Below are 16,261 nucleotides of genomic sequence, written 5' to 3'. Positions count from 1 at the left end.
GATTTTAGACCTAAAATATAATTAAATTTGGCAGCATCGAATGCAAGCTAAAGTAAAAAAATACACATTAGATTTTAAAAGACCCAGTGGTACTTCACGGGGAATCCTCAATCAAAAGGAAACTTGGTTCCTGATCTTGGAAAAAGAAGGTCGTTTTGGTATCGGGGAATGTGGCATGTTCAAAAACCTCAGTTTTGATGATGTGCCTGAATATGAAGCCAAGCTTCAATGGACTTGTGACCACATAGAAAAGGGATTATCCCATTTGTGGGAAGAACTGAGGGCATTTCCGAGTATCCAGTTTGGACTCGAGCAGGCCTTTTTATCCTTGGAGTCAGGGGATCCCTATAGGTTGTTTCCCTCGGCATTCACAAGTAAGGAAGCATCAATCCCTATAAACGGACTCATTTGGATGGGGGATAGGGGGTATATGTTAGAACAGATCCAGCAGAAATTGGAGGAAGGGTTCCGTTGTCTTAAAATGAAAATAGGGGCTATTGACTTTCAATCTGAAATTTCCCTTTTAGAGGCTATTCGCAAAGCGTATTCCGAAGACCGGATTGAATTGCGGGTCGATGCCAATGGGGCATTTAAACCGGAAGAAGCCTTGGGTAAACTTTCGGAATTGTCCAATTTCGGATTGCATTCCATAGAACAGCCCATAAGGCAGGGCGACATTTTGGAAATGAAAGACCTCTGTAAAAGAACGCCGTTGCCCATCGCCTTGGATGAAGAATTGATCGGGGTTATTGATGTAACAAAAAAGGAAGAGTTGTTACAAACCATAAACCCCCAATATATTATCCTAAAACCTACTTTGGTTGGGGGGTACAAAGGGAGTGGGGAGTGGATTGAAATTGCCGAACGTATGGGGATTGGATGGTGGATAACCAGTGCCCTGGAAAGTAATATTGGTTTGAATGCTATTGCGCAATGGACTTATACCTTGAACAATACAATGCCTCAGGGGTTGGGAACCGGTGGCCTTTATACCAATAATTTTGAAAGTCCACTTGAAGTAAAAAAAGGATATATTTATAGCCGATCGGATAAGGGTTGGCAACCGAATTTAATAGCGAAATTATGTTTATAGAACAGGGATACAGAGGGAATTTGGGATTATGGAAATATTGGGTTCCTATTTTAGGGTTTTCAGCGATGATGGTGATAAATTATATTATGACCATAAATTCACCAGTGGATGTCGATGTGATGATGGCCGATATCATCGATAGAATCGGGCTTAACGTATTCTTTATCTTGGCTATAGGACCCTTGGTGGCGGGTTTCTTTGTTATTCTGGGATGGGTGTACTTGGTTCACGGACAGTCCATCACCTCCTTGACGACTTCCCGAAAAAAGGTGGATTGGAAACGTGTTTTGTTTTCCTTTTTACTTTGGGGAGGTATAACGACCGTAATGATGTTGGCCGATATCATGATGTCGCCTGATGATTATGTCTTTAACTTTAAACCCGTACCTTTTTTAATATTGTTCGTGATGGCCGTAGTCCTGGTGCCACTGCAAACCAGTTTTGAAGAGTATATGTTTCGGGGGCATTTGATGCAAGGTTTAGGCATTATGGCCAAGAATAGATGGGTGCCTTTGATTGTCACTTCCGTTCTTTTTGGGATTATGCATGCTGCCAACCCCGAAGTAGGTAAGATAGGATATGGCATCATGGTATTCTATATCGGAACCGGATTCTTTTTGGGGATTCTGACCTTGATGGATGAGGGACTTGAATTGGCCCTTGGTTTTCACGCGGCGAATAACCTGACAGCTGCTTTATTGGTGACTGCAGATTGGACAGCTTTTCAGACGAATTCGATTTATAAGGATGTATCACAACCCACCTTGGGATGGGATATTTTTATTCCTGTCTTGGTGATCTATCCGATACTTTTGTTGATTTTCTCAAAAAAATATGGTTGGACGAACTGGAAAGACAGACTCACAGGAAAGGTAATGGATAAGGACACTTTTCTCGCACAAAATACAAATGAAACGCATGTATAGGGATATTCATTATAAATTCAAATGGAACGGGGTATCCATTGATTACAAAGATTTAGGGGAAATAAGCTATAGCCTGATCAAGGAGGGCAAGCCCTACCAAATGGCTATGGGTGAGTTTTTATTGGATTGGATCGATAAGAACGATTATATCCCCGTAAAGACATCAGGTTCAACCGGGGAACCAAAAGAGATATTATTAAAAAAACAAAATATGGTCAATTCGGCCAAAATTACGGGTTCTTATTTTGATCTATGGCCTGGGCAGTCTGCCTTGCTTTGCCTTCCAGGAGATTATATTGCCGGGAAAATGATGTTCATAAGGTCAATGGTCCTTGGTTTGGAATTGGACTGGGTGCCGCCTTCCTCAACCCCTTTAAAAGATTCGGAACGTTGTTATCACTTCAGTGCCATGGTTCCCTTGCAATTGGAAAATTCCTTGGACAAAATCAACCATATCAAAACCTTGATCGTCGGTGGTGCTCCAGTGTCCTCGGGCCTTAAAGCGAAGATTCTGGATAAAATGACAGATATATACGAAACCTATGGTATGACGGAAACCATAACCCATGTGGCCGTAAAGAAAATCAACAATGGTGCCAAGGACTGCTTTGAAACATTGCCCGATATATCCATTGAAAAAGACAATAGAAATTGCCTAGTTTTAAATGCGCCTAACTTAAATAATGAACGAATTGTCACAAATGATATCGTAGAACTGGTTTCCAATAAAGAATTTAAATGGTTGGGGAGGTATGATAATGTGATTAATTCAGGAGGAATTAAGTTGTTGCCTGAACAGATAGAAAGTAAACTTAATTCCGTTTTGAACCAAAGATATTTCGTTACAGGTTTACCGGACGATCTATTGGGCCAAAAATTGATTCTTTTGATTGAAGGAAAAGAGGAGGATGATCATCTTTCGGAAAAGATTAAAACCTTGCAGACATTGGAAAAGCATGAGGTTCCTAAGGAAATCATATTTGTTGAAAAATTTATTGAAACGGTCAACGGTAAGGTTTCACGAAAGGATACCTTGGCTAAAATATAAAGCATTTAAAAGCGATTAGGTTGTATATCATTATTGCCTTACTATGGCATCGTGATATGCGTATGCTGTACGAAGCGTCTCGATGTTATATTCAAAAAGAATTCCGACCTCTAACCACTACACTTGCAAGACCCCCATATTGAATTGTTTTTCGATGGGCGCATGATTGGCCGCCTCTATGCCCATGGATATCCATTTACGGGTATCCAAGGGATCTATGATGGCATCTGTCCATAATCTCGCAGCTGCGTAATACGGCGAAACCTGATCGTCATAGCGTTCCTTTATTTTATTGAAGAGGGCTTCTTCCTTTTCCTTGGTGATCGTTTCCCCCTTTTTCTTTAAAGAGGCTTTTTCTATCTGCAATAAAACCTTAGCGGCCGAATTACCACTCATAACGGCCAATTCTGCACTGGGCCATGCCACGATCAATCTAGGGTCGTAGGCCTTACCACACATGGCATAGTTGCCCGCCCCATAGCTATTACCGATAATGATCGTGAATTTGGGAACAACGGAGTTGCTCACGGCATTCACCATTTTTGCCCCGTCCTTGATAATGCCCCCTTGCTCACTTTTACTGCCTACCATAAATCCGGTAACATCCTGTAAAAAGACCAACGGAATTTTCTTCTGGTTGCAATTGGCAATGAAACGGGTGGCTTTGTCCGCGGAGTCCGAATAGATCACGCCCCCGAATTGCATTTCCCCTTTAGCTGTTTTAACCACTTTGCGTTGGTTGGCCACAATGCCCACGGCCCATCCGTCGATACGGGCATAGCCTGTTACTATGGTTTTGCCATAGCCGGCCTTGTATTCCTCGAATTCCGAATTATCGACCAATCGACTGATGATTTCCCCCATATCGTACTGATCCGTTCTCGAGCCGGGAAGAATTCCGTAGATGTCTTCAACATTTTCCTTGGGTTTTTGGGCGGGTTTACGATTAAAGCCGGCTTTGTCAAAATCCCCGATTTTATCCACGATATTTTTAATTTTATCCAAGGCGTCCTTGTCATCCTTGGCCTTGTAATCGGTTACCCCGCTTATCTCACTATGGGTCGTTGCTCCCCCTAAGGTTTCGTTGTCGATCTGTTCCCCGATAGCGGCCTTTACCAGATAACTTCCGGCCAAGAAAATACTACCTGTTTTATCAACGATCAAGGCTTCATCACTCATGATGGGCAGGTAGGCGCCACCAGCGACACAACTTCCCATGACCGCGGCAATTTGGGTGATGCCCATACTGCTCATAATGGCGTTATTCCTAAAGATGCGACCAAAATGTTCCTTGTCCGGGAAGATTTCATCCTGCATGGGTAGAAATACGCCCGCGCTATCGACCAAGTAGATGATAGGCAATCGATTCTCTATGGCAATTTCCTGGGCACGAAGGTTTTTCTTTCCGGTAATCGGAAACCAAGCCCCCGCCTTAACAGTGGCATCATTGGCCACTACGACACATTGCTTGCCTTGTACATGGCCGATTTTAACCACTACGCCACCTGAAGGGCAACCTCCGTGTTCCTCGTACATACCTTCACCTGCGAATGCGCCAATTTCGATACTTTCCCCATCGTCATCCAACAAATAGGCGATACGTTCCCTTGCGGTCAGCTTTCCCTGTGCGTGTTGCTTCTCGATTCGGGATTTGCCCCCACCCAATTTCACTTGGGCCAGTCGCTTGCGTAATTGGGATAATTGCAACTTGTTTTGATCTTCGTTTTTGTTGAACTTAATGTCCATATACTATCGGATTTGTGAAATATTTGGTTAAAGATAAGGAGTAAAATTGATTACTTTTGGGTATAATTTAAATCAACATGGAACAAAAGATACGATGGGGAATTATCGGATTGGGAGGTATTGCCCATAAATTCGCCAACGACCTCAATTTGGTAGATGGTGCTGAAATTACTGCTGTCGCCTCAAGAAGTATGGACAAGGCGGCGGTATTTGCCAAAGAATTCCAGGCAAAACATGCCTTTGGGAGTTATAAGGACTTATTTGAATGCGATGAAGTGGATGTGGTTTACATTGCCACACCGCATACGGGACATAAGGAATGGAGTATTATGGCTATGGAACATGGGAAACATGTCCTTTGTGAGAAACCCATGGGAATAGACCGTTCGGATATTGAAACAATGATTGCCGTTGCAGGGAAGAACCAGGTTTTTCTTATGGAGGCGTTGTGGTCACGCTTTAATCCATCTATTAAGAAGGCAAAAGCTATGGTTGATGCAGGTGAGATTGGGCCCTTGGGTTATTTACATGCCGATTTCGCTTTTTATGCCTTGGATAGGCCAGAGGAAGGTCGATTATTGAATCCCGATCTGGGAGGGGGGTCTTTGTTGGATATCGGTATATATCCCGTTTTTCTTTCCTATTTGTTGTTAGGGATGCCGGATGCCATTACATCATCCTCCAAGTTTTATAAAACAGGGGTGGAAATCCAAACTTCGATGATTTTTGATTATCCCAATGCCCAAGCCATTTTGTATAGTGGATTGACCTCCGAATCGAAAATGGAGGCGGAGATTTCAGGCAGTACGGGATCTATATTCCTCAACGGACAATGGCATATCGCACAAGGGTATGGCCTAAAGAAAGGAAAGCAGATCGATGCTGTTGAACTACCCACACTAGGTAACGGATATACGTATGAGATAGAGGAAGTCAATTCCTGTTTGCGAAAAGGGGAGTTGCAGAGTGGTTTATGGTCCCATCAAAACAGTTTGGATTTGGCCGAATTATTGGAAACCATAAGGTTCCAAAATGGGATTAAGTTTCCTTTCGAGCAATAAAATAGGGGTGTTTAGGATATTTTTTATCTAAAAATTACGATATTTGGAGTTACCAAAAACCTAACGAACTTAAAATGGGAATGAATAAAAATACTGTATTGGCATGGGCTACCTTTATTATGATATTTGTTGGCCTTGCACTTATAGCTTTAGGGGCTTTTAGATATGACGAAGTTGCCGGATGGGGATTTGCATCGGTTGGTATTGGTTTTTTTGCCATTGCCTGGGTTTTCAATGCCCTTAAGGGACGCGTTTAACCACTACATTTTCCAATAATTTAATACCCAATATCAAATGTCCGACGATAAGAAAGTCATTTTCTCAATGTCCGGGGTTACCAAAACGTATAAAAATGCGAATACCCCGGTACTCAAAAACATTTATCTAAGTTTTTTCTATGGTGCCAAAATCGGTATTTTAGGATTAAACGGTTCCGGTAAATCCACCTTATTGCGCATCATAGCCGATCTCGATAAGAATTACCAAGGCGATGTGGTGTTTTCGCCAGGCTACAATGTCGGGTATTTGGAACAGGAACCTCAATTGGATGAGGATAAGACGGTCCTTGAGGTAGTGCGGGAAGGCGCTGCCGAAACGGTAGCGATTTTAGACGAATACAACAAGATCAATGATATGTTCGCCTTGCCTGAAGTTTATGAGGATGCGGATAAGATGCAAAAACTCATGGATCGACAGGCAGTGCTGCAAGATCAAATCGATGCTTCCAATGCTTGGGAGTTGGATACAAAGTTGGAAATTGCCATGGATGCACTTCGAACCCCGGAACCGGATAAAAAGATCGGGGTACTTTCTGGAGGGGAAAGAAGAAGGGTAGCCCTTTGTAGACTGTTATTGCAAGAACCGGAGATACTTCTTTTGGATGAACCTACCAACCACTTGGATGCTGAATCCGTGCATTGGTTGGAACATCATTTGGCACAATATAAGGGAACGGTTATTGCTGTGACCCACGACCGTTATTTCTTGGATAATGTTGCAGGTTGGATCTTGGAACTCGATCGAGGTGAGGGTATACCGTGGAAAGGAAACTATTCCAGTTGGTTAGATCAAAAATCGAAACGAATGGCCCAGGAGAGCAAAACCGCATCAAAACACCAAAAGACCCTGGAACGGGAGTTGGAATGGGTGCGTCAAGGGGCTAAAGGTAGACAGACCAAGCAAAAGGCGCGTTTAAAGAATTATGACAAGCTCATGAGCCAGGATCAAAAGCAGCTCGATGAGAAATTGGAAATCTATATACCCAATGGGCCACGTTTAGGGACCAATGTCATTGAGGCCAAAGGTGTAAGTAAGGGATATGGCGACAAATTATTGTACGAGGACCTGAACTTTAAATTACCCCAGGCAGGTATCGTTGGTGTTATCGGACCCAATGGTGCCGGTAAGACGACTATTTTTAGAATGATCATGGGAGAGGAAACCCCGGACAAAGGTGAATTCATTGTAGGGGATACCGCGAAAATAGCCTATGTGGATCAAAGTCATTCCAATATCGATCCAGAAAAAACGATCTGGCAAAATTTCAGTGATGAGCAAGAGTTGATCATGATGGGCGGAAGGCAAGTAAATTCAAGGGCCTATTTAAGTCGATTCAATTTTTCGGGTAGTGAGCAGAACAAAAAGGTAAGTATGCTTTCCGGTGGGGAGCGTAACCGCTTGCATTTGGCCATGACCTTAAAGGAAGAGGGGAACGTACTGCTTTTGGATGAGCCTACGAACGATTTGGATGTGAATACCCTGCGGGCCTTGGAAGAAGGTTTGGAAAACTTTGCGGGTTGTGCAGTGGTCATTTCCCACGATAGATGGTTCCTCGATCGTATATGTACCCATATTTTGGCTTTTGAGGGGGATTCCCAAGTATATTTCTTTGAAGGTTCATTCTCTGATTATGAGGAGAACAAGAAAAAACGTTTGGGTGGTGACCTGATACCGAAACGGATCAAGTATAAAAAACTGATACGATAATAAAAAAAAAGACCCTTCTAGATTTTCTGAAGGGTCTTTTCTTTTCCAATTACTTCCGCTAATATTCGTCGTTCGGGTACCAATCCAATTGGACAACCTCAATGTGTGGGTCTCCCTTTTCAACCAATTCCTTGAATTTAGCAACATCACTAACATCTGGCTTTCCTCTGTAATGATAGGGGTATACTTGTTTAGGCTTAAATTCCAACACCGCATCGGCAGCACTTTCAACCGTCATGGTATACGGCAGGTTCATACAGATAAAAGCCTTATCGATATGCTGTAGTGCCCTCATTTCAGGAATGTCCTCGGTATCCCCTGAAAAATAGATACGTTCTCTACCGATATTCAGTACATAGCCATTGCCACGGCCGGCTTCATGGAATTTTTTCGCTTCTTCCCTAAGGTTGTACATCGGAATGGCCTCTATATTTATGCCGTATCGTTCTTTGCTTTCCCCATTGTGAAGCACATCGATTTGGGGCGTGAATTCTTTGGGCAACTTGTCTGCCACAGCCTGTGGGGCGATTATCTTGGCTTTTTCGGTATCTAGGGCCGCTAAGGTTTCAATACTTAAATGGTCCCCATGAATGTCGGTGATCAAAATCAAATCAGGTTGTTTTTGGCCTTTAAAAGCCTCAATACCACCTATTGGATCAATGTATATGGTAATGTCGTTCCATTCCAAAACTGCTGTGGCGTGTTCTATGGGAATGATTTTAACCGTTGGGCTAACGGATGGACTTTGGGAGGGTGCACCATCTGCTTCGAGCTGGGGTTCTGGGTCGAGTGTGTGACTAATATTCTTTTTATCCTTACAGGAAATACTACAAAGGGTAACGACGAATGTGATAAGTATAAGTTTTTTCATTTTTCCAGGTTTAATGATGCTATTCCGTCCTTACATAAGAACTTGCGATATGGGTATTGCCATATCTGATTTTTAACTTCAATATAATACATTTTTGTGCTATGGGTTCTTTTTTACATAATCAATAATGGTTTTTAAAAGTTTCTCTCCCGTTTTTGTTTGTGGAATTTTGTCAGACGGTCATTTTTTCACCGGCTTGAACGTTATGGTTTACAGTAATGCAGGGGAAACCACCTACAATCCATCCCATTTGCTCCACTAAAGAAAAGGAACAGCCTTGTCATTTATCGATTTTTTAGTAGACTCCAAAATTCAGGTATTCTTTACTTTGTTGTAAAACAATCTTCTGCCGAGGTTAATTCCAAAATACGGAAGTTATTGATAATCTTACTGTTAAAAGGTGTTGTTTTGGTTTTTAAAATGATTGGAAGCCCAAAACATCTTTAAAAGTCAGGGATCGGGGAGGTCTATTATCTTATGGATGTTAATTTTTTTTAATCCAAAAAAATCCAATCGGAAAATTGAACCGTATATAAAACACGAACAAACACTTTTATAAAGTAAAAGTTAATTAATTTTTAGATTATGACTGAAACAAAGAATAACAATGGATTAAAAGTATTGGCAGGTTTGCTAGGGGTTATACTTTTAGGTGTGATCATCTACACTGTGAGTCTTTACCAAGACAAGAAGGAGACCGAGTCTGTACTTACAAAAGAAAAAGAATTGGTTGTTGAAGACCTTAATAGTCTTAAGTCTGAATACGACAAAGCTATTTTGGAAAGCAATGCGACCAATGAGGAATTGGTAACAGCTAGGGATAACATCGCAAAATACTTGGATTCAGTACAAACAATGAAAGCTGATATTGCTTCTTTATCAAGATATAGAAGACAAGTCAGTGTTCTGAAAGCTGAAAGGGAGCAATTGCTTAAACAAGTAGATTCGTTGACTCGTTCAAATACGATGATTGCCATGCAACGTGACAGTACGTATGTTGAATTGGAAAAACAAACTGTATTCAATGATTCTTTGGTTGTGCAAAACACCCAATTGGCCGATGTGGTTGAAAAAGGTTCTGCCTTGAATCTTTCCAAATTCAACGTTGATGCCGTTAAGGAACGTAGCAGTGGCAAATTGGTTTCTACTTCAAGGGCAGGAAGAACCGATAAGTTTAAAATCTGCTTTACCGTAGCGGATAACATTATAGCCGAAGCAGGTGACAGGGAATTTTATGTAGAGGTTTTAGACCCACAAGGAAATGTTCTTGGAGAGAGTTTTTCAAAAACCAATGAAAGTGGTGCTTCCGTAACTTACAGTAAAGGCACAAATTTCTATTTCGAAAACAAGTCTTTGGATGTTTGTGATTACATAGGTAAGCCAGCGGGTGATTTCCAAAAGGGGAATTACATGGTAAACGTTTATGATGACAACCTAAAATTATTGGGAACTTCCAAGTTCACTCTAAAATAGACAATACACACTATCCATTTAAACGAAAAGGGGCAATCTTAATTGATTGCCCCTTTTTAATATTCCAAATATAGCATGGGTTCACTATTTTAAACTACCTACCATATCCTCAGGTTTTACCCATTCGTCATATTCCTCAGCGGTAACATAACCAAGATTAACGGCTTCCTCTTTTAAGGTTGTACCGTTCTTATGGGCCGTATTTGCAATTTCAGCAGATTTATAATATCCTATTTTAGGATTAAGGGCAGTAACCAACATTAAGGAGTTGTTCAATAATTGTTTGATCACTTCATGGTTGGGTTCAATGCCGACTACACAATTGGTTTCAAAACTTAAGCAGGCATCACCCAATAATTCGGCAGATTGCAAAAAGTTCGCCGCCATAACGGGTTTAAAGACATTTAACTCGTAATGACCTTGTGTGCCACCTACAGAAATAGCAACGTCGTTACCCATTACCTGTGCACAGACCATGGTCAATGCCTCACATTGGGTAGGGTTTACTTTTCCGGGCATGATGGAACTTCCTGGTTCGTTGGCAGGAATAATGATTTCCCCGATTCCTGAACGTGGACCGGATGCCATCATACGTACATCATTGGCAATCTTATTCAATGAAACCGCCAACTGTTTTAATGCCCCGTGACTTTCGACAATGGCATCATGGGCAGCTAGGGCCTCAAATTTATTTTCAGCCGTTTTAAAAGGTAATCCAGTGAATTTGGCAATATATTGGGCTACGAGTACATCGTATCCTTTAGGAGTGTTCATACCGGTGCCTACAGCTGTTCCCCCAAGGGCAAGCTCACTTAGGTGGTCCAACGTATTGTTCAATGCTTTTAAGCCATGTTCCAATTGTGAAGCGTAACCGGAAAATTCTTGGCCAAGGGTTAGGGGAGTGGCATCCATTAAATGGGTGCGTCCTATTTTAACCACATTTTTGAATTCCTTGGATTTTTTCTCCAAAGTCTCCTTAAGTTTGGTGACTCCGGGAATGGTTACCTCAATAATTTTCTTGTACGCGGCAATATGCATACCGGTAGGGAACGTATCGTTAGAGGATTGTGATTTATTCACATCATCGTTGGGTTGAATGGTCTTTTCCCCTTCACCGATGACATTACCTGCAATTTCGTGTGCACGGTTCGCGATGACCTCGTTAACGTTCATATTGCTTTGGGTACCGGATCCTGTTTGCCAAATAACCAAAGGAAACTGGTCATCGTGCTTACTATCCAGGATTTCATCACAAACAGAAGCGATTAAATCCCTTTTTTTCTCATCAAGTACGCCCAATTCGTGATTAGCGTATGCAGCTGCTTTTTTTAAATACGCAAAGCCGTAAACGATGTCCAAGGGCATTGATGCCGAAGGTCCGATTTTAAAATTATTTCGAGAACGCTCAGTCTGTGCACCCCAGTATTTATCGGAGGGCACCTCGACTTTTCCCATCGTGTCTTTTTCGATTCTGAAACTCATATGTAAGGTGTTTTTTATTTCCTACAAAGGTACTCCATTACGAGATTTTAAGAGAGGCAGGGAAACCTTAATTTTAGAAAAATCAACATTTTTTTTGAATTTGATTTGTTCTTTTGAATCTTTTCAAAGTATATTTGTTTTTAATAAACAAGTACAGATGTTCGATTTTGACCAATATTTAGGATTTTTAGCTTTTTTAACCATATTGACCATTGGTTTCTGGTTGATGATTTTCTTATTGACCTTTGTTGTACCTTATTGGTTATTCGGTAATATTCGTGAACTGATAAAAGAAAAGCGCAAGGCCAAAGCGGCTGCGCGATTACAGGAATAAAAAAAAGAAGCCATTTGGCTTCTTTTTTGTTTTATACATATTCATTCTTTTATTTATCCTTCAAAATCCATATCATCGTCCCCACCACCATTTCTTTGGCCGTTTCTTTCACCTTTCTGATTTTGGGGTTGGTTGAACCTATATAGGAAAGATAGGGTCACTTGCCTTTCCCTACGCTGAAATTCACTATACGTAAATACGTTGTCGGTTCTTGTTTCACTCCTACGCTTACGGGTATTGAACACATCGCTCACATTCAATGAAACCGTGGCCTTATCCTTAACAACATCCTTACTAAAGGCTAAGTTCGTACTCAACATGCTCTTGTATTTGGATTGTGCACTTTCCGAGGGTCCCATATAAAAAAGGTTGGATTGGAAATCTATGGCTGCCGGCAAAGGTAATTTAGCACTGAACCTTGTAAAATAGGTAAAATTGTCAACGTCAAAATTTTGTGTGACTACTTCGTTCTGGAAATTGGTGTATTCATAATCCCCACTTATATTCCGTTGGAATAGGTTCAAATTCCAACTGAGCCTCCAATTTCGTTTCGGAACGAAAGATGTCGTAAATTCCATACCATAGCGACTTTCGTCCGCCAAATTGATAGGTGTACGTATTTGAACGGGAACAATTACCGGATTGGAAAGGTCATCCGGATTTTCTATCTCAACAAAATCCCCGGTTTCTTGGGTGATAAACTGGAATACTCCAGTAGAGTGATTGTAATAGGCAGAGGTGTTAAAGGTAAACTTGTCCCATCTCCTTAAATAGCCCAAATCAAAAGCATTGGTATAGGTAGGGTCCAAATCAGGATTTCCTTGGAACAGGTTGGTGTTACTTGATCTAGAGGGAAACGGATTAATGAACCTGGAACGTGGCCTACGCAACCTTCGGCTGTAACTGATGGTCAATTGTTCCTTTTCGGAAAACTCATATCCTAGGAACAAAGAAGGAAACCAATCGACATAGGTTTTGTTGCTTACCTCGTTCGTATTTACCAATTCGACGCCTATATCGGAAGCCTCCATACGAAGTCCGCCCAAAATATTGAATTTACCGGCCTTGGTTCCCAATTGGGTGTAGGCCGAATTCACATATTCTTTATAATTAAGTTCATTGCTATAATCAGGGTCACTGGCAAGAACCCCGTTGGTAAGTATACCGTAATTAAAATCGGTATTGAAGTTATTGAAAGTTCCTCTATATCCAATTTCAAACTGGGATTTGCTATCCTTGCCAAAAGGCAAAACGTAATCCATTTGTACCAATTGCTGAACTTGACTTTCATCGTTGATGGTCTGTTCTGTGGGTAGCTCATCATTTTCACCAACAACGGTCTCTTCTATAATGGAATTCTCGAGTTCGCTTCCCGAGGAATATTGATAGTCGATGGTGAGTTCATGTCCGTCTTTATCGAAATTTTTCTTATAGTTTACCGAATACTGCACATCCTCATCGTCATCACTTTCGGTTGAGAACCGGTTTCTTTGGATCGTAGGGTTCGCCAAAGCATCGAAATTGAAAAAATCAATATTTGTATTATCGTCCCCACCGGACGTTCGATAAACCAAGGAATTGGTGATGCTACTGGATTCATCGATAAAATATTCAAAACCGATGTTCGTGTTAAAACCATCACTTTGTCTTTGATAATCCCTTATTTCATCCTGGAAACTGGCAGTTGTGCCATCTTCATTGAAATTTTCCTGTTCAAAAAGGGCATTTCCAGGGCTATTGCGGTAACGGTAGGAGGTATTCGTGAATATATTGAACTTGTCCCTTCTTAGATTGAGGCTCACATTGGCTCCATAATTTTCGGGGGAACCCACGTTTAAACTTACCGAACCATTGACACCGGCCGTCTTGCTCTGTTTTAAGATGATATTTAGGATACCTGCGGTTCCTTCGGCATCGTAACGAGCGGAAGGGTTGGTGATGACTTCTACTTTCTCAATGGCTTCTGCAGGAAGCTGTTGTAAAGCGTCAGTGCTTAGTCCGGATAGGGCAGAGGGCTTACCATTGATAAGGATCCGTACACTTTCATTGCCACGAAGGCTAATGGTACCTTCAACGTCTACGGTAACCGATGGTACATTGTCCAAAACGTCGGTGACTGACCCCCCCTTAACGGTAAGATCAGACCCTACATTATATATTTTTTTGTCGAGACGAAGTTCAACGGTAGTTCGTTCGGCGGTTACTTCCACTTCCTGCAGTTGCTCTACATCAAGTGTTAACCGTACGGTTCCTAAATCGGTGGGTGTTCTAAACGTCTGGTCGCCGAAGTTATAGGTCTTATAGGACATGTATTCGATCCGCGCATTGTATTTTCCGGGCGTGACCTCAACATCGAACTTACCGGATGCATCGGTGATCCCACCGGTAACTTTATCGGGATTTCGAAGGCTTTGTAGGATTAAGGTCGCGTATTCAAGGGGTTCGCCCGTATCCTGGTCTAAAACGATTCCTGTTATATTAATGGGTTCAGGGGATTGCCCTTGGGGTCTTTGTGCTGTAGCAATGAGTGTTGTTAATGATAAAAATAACGGAAATAGTTTTTTCATGTATTGGGTATATTTAACCTTGGTCCTGCTTTTTTTTCTTTTCCCTTTTTTGTTTCTTCTTTCGCTCCTTTTTGGTCTTTGAAACCCCTTTTTTCTGTAATTCTACGAATGCCTCGTATTTTTCCAAGGGTAATCCAGCTTTGAGTTCCTCGGTCTGCCTCACGGTAATTTTGTCCATCTGCTCTCGCATTTGCTCTGGAGTCAGCTTAAGTATTTGCATTTCGATACGTTCTTGTACGTACTTCTTTAAAATGCTACTTAGAACAGCGGTTTCAAATTCATTCAATTCCAGAGCCGAGGCAATTTCCGGCATTTCATTATCCACAATTTGATCAGCGGTCATGGGTTCCGGTTCTTTTTGTGGCGCTGTGGCCTGTGGTATGGAATTTCGTGACCTACCATAGCCATATCCGCCCCTACTACCATAACCGCCATAGCCATTGCCATAACCATATTGTGCCTGTACTTCCACTCCTGCCATTAACAGGGTAAAAAGTACCATCAAAAACGATTTATTGATTTTCATTATGTGGTATATTAGATTTCAAAAATAGTTGAAGGTTTAACCCTTAAAGGTTAAAACTTTGTTAATTCAAATGTTGTGTATTCCCAATACAAACAAGAAAGGTGCCAAAATAGGGTGTTTGGTTCTAAACCACTAAAAAAAAATCAAGTGGTTTCTTACTCTTTTAATAACTGGAGTATGTTTTCGGTGGGTCTTCCGATAACGGCTTTGTCTCCCTTTACAACAATAGGGCGTTCTATAAGCTTGGGGTGTTGCACCATGGCCGTGATGATTTCATCCTCGGTGAGGTCCTTTCCCCGGTACTGTTCTTTCCAAATGGCCTCATTCTTGCGTACCAATTCCCCTGCAGGCAGGTTCAAATACCCCAAAAGCTCTTTCAATTCCTTTTTAGAGGGAATGTCCTCCAGGTACTTGACAATCGTAAACGGTTCTCCCGAAGCTTCCAAAGCACCTAAGCCTAGGCGCGATTTGGAGCATCTTGGATTATGGTAAATTTTGATCATAATGTTTTTCTTATTATATTTTAATGCCCAAGGCATTTAATTCTTTTTGTAATTGGCCGGGATCCTTAAAAAGGATACCCTTGATGCCCATTTCGTTTGCTGCTTCGATATTATCGATATTGTCATCAATGAAAACCGCTTTTTCGGGAGTAACTTGGTACCTATCCAAGGTTATTTCATAAATTTTTTTAAACGGTTTTCTTGTTTTTTCATCACCGGAAACGACAATGCCCTCGAAATCATTTAAAAAATCAAAGCGCTTTTGGGCAATTGGGAAGGTTTCATTGCTCCAATTGGTTAAGGCCAACAGATTAAACGTTTCCTTTTGTTTAAGCCGTTTTAGGATATCGACAGTTCCAGAAATAGGACCTCCCAACATCTTAGGCCATTCGTCATAATACAGCCTGATCCAAGATTCATATTCAGGAAACGCCTTTATCAGTTGTTCCGTACCTTCCTTCAAAGGCCTTCCGGCGTCGTGTTCCATATTCCAACTGTAGGTGCAAATGGTGTTAAGAAACCAATCCACTTTTTCTTCATCGCCATCAAATACTGTGCGATAAAGATATTTCGGATTCCAATCAATCAGAACCCCACCCAAATCAAATATAATCGTATCGAATGCGCCCATGTGATTTTTTTACA

The 16,261-nt window shown here is 41.5% G+C and carries 15 protein-coding genes; 8 read left to right on the top strand and 7 right to left on the bottom strand.

Annotated features, from left to right (window positions below; genetic code table 11):
* Positions 1 to 40: 40 nt before the first annotated feature.
* From HPE56_RS07780 to HPE56_RS07770, 3 genes are read left to right on the top strand one after another with little or no spacing between them, the layout of a single operon-like run.
* Entirely contained in the window at positions 41 to 1,093 is a 1,053-nt protein-coding gene (locus HPE56_RS07780; RefSeq protein ID WP_188243199.1) for an o-succinylbenzoate synthase, read from the top strand.
* Positions 1,084 to 2,019: a CPBP family intramembrane glutamic endopeptidase gene (locus tag HPE56_RS07775; protein WP_188243198.1), complete on the top strand. Its 936-nt coding sequence runs from the start codon at positions 1,084 to 1,086 to the stop codon at positions 2,017 to 2,019. Before HPE56_RS07780 ends, HPE56_RS07775 begins: the two co-directional genes overlap by 10 nt.
* On the top strand, positions 2,003 to 3,067 hold the full coding sequence (locus HPE56_RS07770; RefSeq protein ID WP_188243197.1) for an AMP-binding protein: 1,065 nt from the start codon (positions 2,003 to 2,005) through the stop codon (positions 3,065 to 3,067). The genes HPE56_RS07775 and HPE56_RS07770 overlap by 17 nt, the downstream gene beginning before the upstream one ends.
* A 117-nt stretch (positions 3,068 to 3,184) precedes the next feature.
* Here HPE56_RS07770 and HPE56_RS07765 read toward each other — a convergent pair whose 3' ends face one another.
* A complete protein-coding gene (locus HPE56_RS07765; RefSeq protein WP_188243196.1) occupies positions 3,185 to 4,813 on the bottom strand; it encodes an acyl-CoA carboxylase subunit beta in 1,629 nt (542 codons plus the stop codon).
* Positions 4,814 to 4,890: 77 nt separating this feature from the next.
* Between HPE56_RS07765 and HPE56_RS07760 the strand changes: the two genes are divergently transcribed.
* From HPE56_RS07760 to ettA, 3 genes are all read left to right on the top strand, one after another.
* Positions 4,891 to 5,874, top strand: coding sequence for a Gfo/Idh/MocA family protein (locus HPE56_RS07760; RefSeq protein ID WP_188243195.1), 984 nt, complete (start codon positions 4,891 to 4,893; stop codon positions 5,872 to 5,874).
* 74 nt (positions 5,875 to 5,948) lie between these two features.
* Entirely contained in the window at positions 5,949 to 6,131 is a 183-nt protein-coding gene (locus tag HPE56_RS07755; RefSeq protein WP_013995358.1) for a CAL67264 family membrane protein, read from the top strand.
* Between the two features lie 37 nt (positions 6,132 to 6,168).
* A complete protein-coding gene (ettA, locus tag HPE56_RS07750; protein ID WP_188243194.1) occupies positions 6,169 to 7,860 on the top strand; it encodes an energy-dependent translational throttle protein EttA in 1,692 nt (563 codons plus the stop codon).
* Between the two features lie 58 nt (positions 7,861 to 7,918).
* Here the strand turns inward: ettA and HPE56_RS07745 are convergent, their stop codons facing one another.
* The gene (locus HPE56_RS07745; protein WP_188243193.1) at positions 7,919 to 8,731 is read right to left on the bottom strand and encodes an MBL fold metallo-hydrolase; all 813 of its coding nucleotides are present in this window, start codon (positions 8,729 to 8,731) and stop codon (positions 7,919 to 7,921) included.
* Between the two features lie 585 nt (positions 8,732 to 9,316).
* On the opposite strand from HPE56_RS07745, the gene HPE56_RS07740 reads away from it, so the two are divergent.
* Positions 9,317 to 10,204: a hypothetical protein gene (locus HPE56_RS07740; RefSeq protein ID WP_188243192.1), complete on the top strand. Its 888-nt coding sequence runs from the start codon at positions 9,317 to 9,319 to the stop codon at positions 10,202 to 10,204.
* An 84-nt stretch (positions 10,205 to 10,288) separates the two neighbouring features.
* Here HPE56_RS07740 and fumC read toward each other — a convergent pair whose 3' ends face one another.
* Positions 10,289 to 11,686, bottom strand: a complete 1,398-nt coding sequence (gene fumC, locus HPE56_RS07735) for a class II fumarate hydratase (RefSeq protein WP_188243191.1) — start codon at positions 11,684 to 11,686, stop codon at positions 10,289 to 10,291.
* A gap of 157 nt (positions 11,687 to 11,843) precedes the next feature.
* Between fumC and HPE56_RS07730 the strand changes: the two genes are divergently transcribed.
* Positions 11,844 to 12,020 carry a hypothetical protein gene (locus tag HPE56_RS07730; RefSeq protein ID WP_188243190.1) on the top strand — a complete coding sequence of 59 codons (177 nt, stop codon included), beginning with the start codon at positions 11,844 to 11,846 and terminating at the stop codon, positions 12,018 to 12,020.
* A gap of 53 nt (positions 12,021 to 12,073) precedes the next feature.
* Here the strand turns inward: HPE56_RS07730 and HPE56_RS07725 are convergent, their stop codons facing one another.
* From HPE56_RS07725 to HPE56_RS07710, 4 genes are all read right to left on the bottom strand, one after another.
* Positions 12,074 to 14,587 (bottom strand): TonB-dependent receptor domain-containing protein, encoded by a 2,514-nt coding sequence (locus HPE56_RS07725; protein ID WP_188243189.1) that lies wholly within the window; start codon positions 14,585 to 14,587, stop codon positions 12,074 to 12,076.
* Positions 14,588 to 14,600: 13 nt separating this feature from the next.
* Positions 14,601 to 15,113 (bottom strand): hypothetical protein, encoded by a 513-nt coding sequence (locus HPE56_RS07720; RefSeq protein WP_188243188.1) that lies wholly within the window; start codon positions 15,111 to 15,113, stop codon positions 14,601 to 14,603.
* 155 nt (positions 15,114 to 15,268) lie between these two features.
* A complete protein-coding gene (gene arsC, locus HPE56_RS07715; RefSeq protein WP_188243187.1) occupies positions 15,269 to 15,616 on the bottom strand; it encodes an arsenate reductase (glutaredoxin) in 348 nt (115 codons plus the stop codon).
* 13 nt (positions 15,617 to 15,629) lie between these two features.
* On the bottom strand, positions 15,630 to 16,247 hold the full coding sequence (locus HPE56_RS07710) for an HAD family hydrolase (protein WP_188243186.1): 618 nt from the start codon (positions 16,245 to 16,247) through the stop codon (positions 15,630 to 15,632).
* Positions 16,248 to 16,261 lie beyond the last annotated feature (14 nt).

It is taken from the genome of Maribacter aquimaris (assembly GCF_014596745.1).
Classification (GTDB): Bacteria; Bacteroidota; Bacteroidia; order Flavobacteriales; family Flavobacteriaceae; genus Maribacter_A; species Maribacter_A aquimaris.
The sequence above is the reverse complement of the archived record's forward strand: the minus strand, read 5'-3'. Positions and strand labels throughout refer to the sequence as shown.

What these genes read in the sequence shown, in the direction of transcription:
- HPE56_RS07760 (WP_188243195.1), top strand. Translation starts at nt 4,891, where the DNA reads ATGGAACAAAAGATACGATGGGGAATTATCGGATTGGGAGGTATTGCC.
- fumC (WP_188243191.1), bottom strand. Translation starts at nt 11,686, where the DNA reads ATGAGTTTCAGAATCGAAAAAGACACGATGGGAAAAGTCGAGGTGCCC.
- HPE56_RS07775 (WP_188243198.1), top strand. Translation starts at nt 1,084, where the DNA reads ATGTTTATAGAACAGGGATACAGAGGGAATTTGGGATTATGGAAATAT.
- HPE56_RS07745 (WP_188243193.1), bottom strand. Translation starts at nt 8,731, where the DNA reads ATGAAAAAACTTATACTTATCACATTCGTCGTTACCCTTTGTAGTATT.
- HPE56_RS07720 (WP_188243188.1), bottom strand. Translation starts at nt 15,113, where the DNA reads ATGAAAATCAATAAATCGTTTTTGATGGTACTTTTTACCCTGTTAATG.
- HPE56_RS07740 (WP_188243192.1), top strand. Translation starts at nt 9,317, where the DNA reads ATGACTGAAACAAAGAATAACAATGGATTAAAAGTATTGGCAGGTTTG.
- ettA (WP_188243194.1), top strand. Translation starts at nt 6,169, where the DNA reads ATGTCCGACGATAAGAAAGTCATTTTCTCAATGTCCGGGGTTACCAAA.
- HPE56_RS07770 (WP_188243197.1), top strand. Translation starts at nt 2,003, where the DNA reads ATGAAACGCATGTATAGGGATATTCATTATAAATTCAAATGGAACGGG.
- HPE56_RS07730 (WP_188243190.1), top strand. Translation starts at nt 11,844, where the DNA reads ATGTTCGATTTTGACCAATATTTAGGATTTTTAGCTTTTTTAACCATA.
- HPE56_RS07710 (WP_188243186.1), bottom strand. Translation starts at nt 16,247, where the DNA reads ATGGGCGCATTCGATACGATTATATTTGATTTGGGTGGGGTTCTGATT.
- HPE56_RS07780 (WP_188243199.1), top strand. Translation starts at nt 41, where the DNA reads ATGCAAGCTAAAGTAAAAAAATACACATTAGATTTTAAAAGACCCAGT.
- HPE56_RS07725 (WP_188243189.1), bottom strand. Translation starts at nt 14,587, where the DNA reads ATGAAAAAACTATTTCCGTTATTTTTATCATTAACAACACTCATTGCT.
- arsC (WP_188243187.1), bottom strand. Translation starts at nt 15,616, where the DNA reads ATGATCAAAATTTACCATAATCCAAGATGCTCCAAATCGCGCCTAGGC.
- HPE56_RS07755 (WP_013995358.1), top strand. Translation starts at nt 5,949, where the DNA reads ATGGGAATGAATAAAAATACTGTATTGGCATGGGCTACCTTTATTATG.
- HPE56_RS07765 (WP_188243196.1), bottom strand. Translation starts at nt 4,813, where the DNA reads ATGGACATTAAGTTCAACAAAAACGAAGATCAAAACAAGTTGCAATTA.